The 4,581-nt window shown below is 41.9% G+C and carries 4 protein-coding genes and 1 pseudogene; 4 read left to right on the top strand and 1 reads right to left on the bottom strand.

What is annotated here, in order from left to right:
- The first annotated feature begins 139 nt into the window (after positions 1–139).
- Both GC098_RS07890 and GC098_RS07895 read left to right on the top strand, forming a co-directional pair.
- Positions 140–562, top strand: a complete 423-nt coding sequence (locus GC098_RS07890) for a MerR family transcriptional regulator (protein WP_171642598.1) — start codon at positions 140–142, stop codon at positions 560–562.
- A 58-nt stretch (positions 563–620) separates the two neighbouring features.
- Positions 621–1,739, top strand: coding sequence for a Gfo/Idh/MocA family protein (locus GC098_RS07895; protein ID WP_171642600.1), 1,119 nt, complete (start codon positions 621–623; stop codon positions 1,737–1,739).
- A gap of 270 nt (positions 1,740–2,009) precedes the next feature.
- Here the strand turns inward: GC098_RS07895 and GC098_RS07900 are convergent, their stop codons facing one another.
- Positions 2,010–3,896, bottom strand: a complete 1,887-nt coding sequence (locus tag GC098_RS07900; protein ID WP_171642603.1) for an acyltransferase family protein — start codon at positions 3,894–3,896, stop codon at positions 2,010–2,012.
- A gap of 67 nt (positions 3,897–3,963) precedes the next feature.
- On the opposite strand from GC098_RS07900, the gene GC098_RS07905 reads away from it, so the two are divergent.
- Positions 3,964–4,209, top strand: a complete 246-nt coding sequence (locus GC098_RS07905; RefSeq protein ID WP_171642596.1) for a hypothetical protein — start codon at positions 3,964–3,966, stop codon at positions 4,207–4,209.
- A gap of 134 nt (positions 4,210–4,343) precedes the next feature.
- Positions 4,344–4,581, top strand: a pseudogene (locus GC098_RS07910) (hypothetical protein); the annotation flags it as partial.

Consider the following 4,581-nt stretch of genomic DNA (forward strand, 5'->3'; position numbering starts at 1 on the left):
AGCTCCTTTTTTTATTCATTCAAGTAACGGGCAGGTTAATGCAAATGTTATGAAGTATTTTATTCAATACCCTTGACTTCGAGTATACTCTAACAAATACAATAATGATTATCAGTCAATTAAAGGTGGCCGACCACAAATGTACTCAATTAGCGATATATCCAAATTAATGGGCATTACAGCATATACTCTCCGTTACTACGAAAAAATAGGTCTTCTTCCTAACCCAAAACGTCTGGATGGGAAACAATACGGGATTAGGCGATATGATGATCAAGATCTTCGATTTATCAAATTTATTCATGGATTGAAGCAAACGGGGATGAAGCTAAAAGACATAGCAACGTTTGTGGAAGAGGGATGTTATGTGACGCAAGAGGAACCAGAGATTGAAGTGAAGGTGATATTTCACAAAAGGATTGATATTTTGAATAAGCATATAGAGAAACTGGAACAACAACTAACGCAATTGGAAGTCGTGAAGGTCTCCGCACAGGATAAAAGGAATTTTTACTACAATATGTTGAAAGAACACGGAAACGAGGAGAAGAAACTGAAGTAATCGTTTAACTCAGCCAGGTCATTAGTTAACTACCCTAATCAAGGAGGCTATACAATAAATGGATAAGACAATACATGTCGGTGTAATCGGGGGATCGGTTAACAACCAATGGGCCAGTTCAACTCACATTCCTGCATTACAACGGCTTCCGAAATTTAAAATTACGGCAATCGGTACGACCCGGATGGAAAGTGCGGAGAAAAGTGCCTCCCAATTCGGAGTTCCACATGCATTTGCGGATTCAAACGAACTAGCCCACAACCCGGATGTGGATATGGTTATTGCGAGTGTGAAGGTTCCTTGTCATTACGATGCGGTCATGGCCACACTCAATGCCGGTAAGCATGTATATTGTGAATGGCCTTTGGGCTTAAACACTTCTCAAGCCATTGAGATGAATAATTTAGCTACAGCCAAAAAGGTTCATCATGCGGTTGGTTTGCAAGCCCGACAATCTCCTGAAGTTAACTTTGTGAAAGACCTGGTGGCTGAGGGATATATCGGCAAAGTGCTGTCGTGTCATATGAAAGTCTTTACAACTGCAAAGGGCGGCACAACGAATGAAGCCTCTAAATATTTATTGAACCATTCCAATGGTGCAAACTTATTGACGATTAATGCAGGGCATGCCATAGATGCACTGTGTTATGCTGTTGGCGATTTTAAAGAGTTATCGGCTACGATAGCTAATCAAATTAAACAAGCAAAAGTGCAGGAAGCCGGTGAAATCATTGAGAAGACGACTGCAGATCAAATCTTAATTAATGGAACATTAAAAAGCGGAGCAACCGTCTCTATACATGTACAAGGGGGCATATCCTATCGAACAGGAGTCTCGTTAGAAATCTATGGTACGGAGGGCGTAATTGTACTGTCCAATGAAAGTACTCATGCACAGCTTCAATGGGGGGATTTGAAAGTTGAAGGAATGCATCTTGCCAATCGGGAGAACTCGTCTTCACTCGCTGAATTAACCATTCCGGATCATTACCATTGGGTGCCTGATACGATCCCTGGCGGACCTGTCTTCAATGTTGCACAAGCTCTCGAGAAATTTGCAAAGGATATTATGGAGGGAACCCGACGTATTCCTAATTTTGACGATGCGGTAAAACTTCATATACTCCTTGATCTCATACAAAAAGCAGCCGATACTGGTGAACGTCAGGTTCTTTAATTAATGATCCGGAAAGTTGCTGTTATTTATAAAACGTCATGATTAATAGAAGGAGTAAATGTGGCTCGAAATAGGTTATTGTGCTAACGAGAAACGATAGTAAAGGAGCTTGCCTCGTGGCAGCTCCTTATTTTGTTCATTCAAGTAACGGGCAGTAATGTGAAGTCGCCTTATATTAAAATAAGGTAAACCCGCTGGAAGATGGAAATAATGGTCTGCTAATCGAGCTAATGGATATCGTTAAAAATGTAGCCTCGCAAGGCAATACTCTTACTGCTGAATTCCTTTCGCGACAAGTTCGGCGTAGAACTTCGCGCCCTCCTGGTTTAGGTGAACGCCGTCTTTGCTGAAGTAATCATCCTTTCCTTGACTTGAAGAATACCAGTCTACAAGTGTAGCATTCTGATAATCCGCAGAGACTTCCTTTAGGGCTGAATTGACTGTATCTTGCCATTTTTTCGGAACACGAGTATTCACAAGTACGATTTGCTGGACTTCACCAAGTGATGTAAGTAATTTTCGTAGTTCTTTGCTGTTAAACGGCCCGTTGGTACCTAGCTCAATAATAACCCGACTGCCAAGTTTCCCATTTGCTTTGAGCTGGTCGACTACTTCTTGAGCTTGTGACATTTGCCTGCCAACCTTGCCATCGATCACGATGCGTGGCAATTTTTTTTCCAAGAAAGGAGCGGCATCAAGAATAACCGAATCGCCAATAGCTGTAACCCCTTTATCGGACTCTTCCTTGGTGATTGGGGTATTCATTATCTGATCTTTAGGAATAGGAACTTTAGGTAATTCAGGTAGTGTATTTATTGATTCTTCATTTGAGTGTAACGAAGTGTCGGATTGATCTTTCATATTTTGAACTGCAGTTTCTGAAGTTGCTTTGACTGAAACGGAAGAATCCACTTTGTTGCTGCAGGATACAGATAAAAATATGAGTGGGCTTAATGTGACAATAATTAACAGTTGACGATATATTAGCTTCGGATTCATGTTCATTTTCCCCCATATTTTTCCTAATAAACCATTGCGTATAGGTTCTTCGATGTATTTCCATGATAATGCGGCAAGAAGAAGACTAGCCACTATTTGAAAAAAAATACGAATAATGCCCGAGGAATTGGTTTCAATAGTAGGACTAGTTAGAATGATGACAGGGTAATGCCAAATATAAAGACTATAGGAGCGAACGCCGATCCAGCGCAAAGGACCATATCCCATGAGCCTTGCAAGGCGGCTTGCCGGATGGACGAGTACTGCGACTACAATCGCGGATATGATAGAGAAAAACATAAGACCGCCATAATACAGATAGTCTCCGTATTCATTGGTTCGCCAAATCATAAGAATGATGATGAATAATCCAATTCCTCCAGCCAAATCCAAGAAATTTCGAGATCTACGAGATATATTTGCAGTTATATTCTGACTTGGCAAGACGATGGCAAGAGCGGCGCCAATAAGCATAGCAAATACTCTGGTGTCAGTGCCGTAGTAGACCCGACTTGGATCCATTCCCGGTACGTAGATCATCGCCATGGCTAGTACCGAAGCAGCCGCACCAACAAGTGTGAGTAAGAAAACTTTGCCTCTTTGAGGTACGATACGCAACAGAATGATGAGAACTAATGGCCATATAAGGTAAAACTGCTCTTCAACTGCCAAAGACCAAAGATGTCCGATAGGAGAAGGAGGGCCAAAACTTTCGAAATACGATACCTTATGGAAAATAAGCCACCAATTATTGAAATAAAGAGCTGCTGAAAGAAAGTCGGCTTTCAATGCGATGAATCGGGATTTGTCGAACAGGATCAACCATATGGCAACAAATGCTAACATTGTGAACATTGCTGGTAGCAATCGACGCGCTCGTCTTATCCAGAATTCTTTTAGATCGAGCCTTCTGTTTCGTTTCCACTGAGTGATGAGTTGATCCGTGATCAGGTAACCGGACAGAACAAAGAAAACCCCGACCCCCAAGAGCCCTCCAGAAGCCCATTTAAAGTTGAAATGATAAGCAATTACTGCCATTACAGAAAGTGCTCTAAGTCCATCTAATCCCGGCATATAACGTTTAATTCCGGAACTATGCTTAACCATACGCTGTCCTCTTTTGTTGTTATGATGAAATGTTCCCATGGTGTCTTTCATTGTCTCAATCCCTCGCCTTAATTTATCTTATTATCGATAAGACGAACGATTAATTCAAAAAGTTTTCATGTATATTTCACTAAATTTATGGCTAAAGAATCAGTTTTACTTCCAAATCTCATTTAATGAAGTTAAGCAGACAATTGGTGAGCCAGAGTTTTCAATTTCAATATTTGCATTCAATAAAGTTAGAGGCAGAATTCAGAATGGTAAGGAAGATGTGATACCATATTACTTAGATGGCTATATCGAGGCAGTTGAAAAAGGTAAGGAAACAGGATACTGTGCTACTAAACTAATGGCAGAACGATAGCTTCATCTCGTCAGGCTGCCGTCACTGAAGGCAGCCTGTTGAAGTAATAGGCAGATTCAGCAACAGAAACGTCCAATCGGGTGGAGGAGCGGCCGCATATCCTTTAGGAAAAATAACGAAAGGATGATACGACTATGAGCAGAAACATTTCCGGCTGCCCGCTGCCAAAGCCGATCACTCTGACGGCTCGACTCGCCCCGTTTGTTGGCAAGATCGTTACAGTCGTTACGCCCGGTTTAATCCGGACAACAGGGGTGTTATCAAACAACTCAGCGAGCGGTTTCACAGTGGGAGCCTTGCGGGTGCCGTTTGCAACATCGTTCTATATCTTGCTGCCTGTGCGGGGAAGGCCACTCCTGCCGTTCAATGTGA

Origin of the sequence: Paenibacillus phytorum (assembly GCF_013141715.1) — a bacterium.
In the GTDB taxonomy this organism is placed as follows: Bacteria; Bacillota; Bacilli; order Paenibacillales; family NBRC-103111; genus Paenibacillus_E; species Paenibacillus_E phytorum.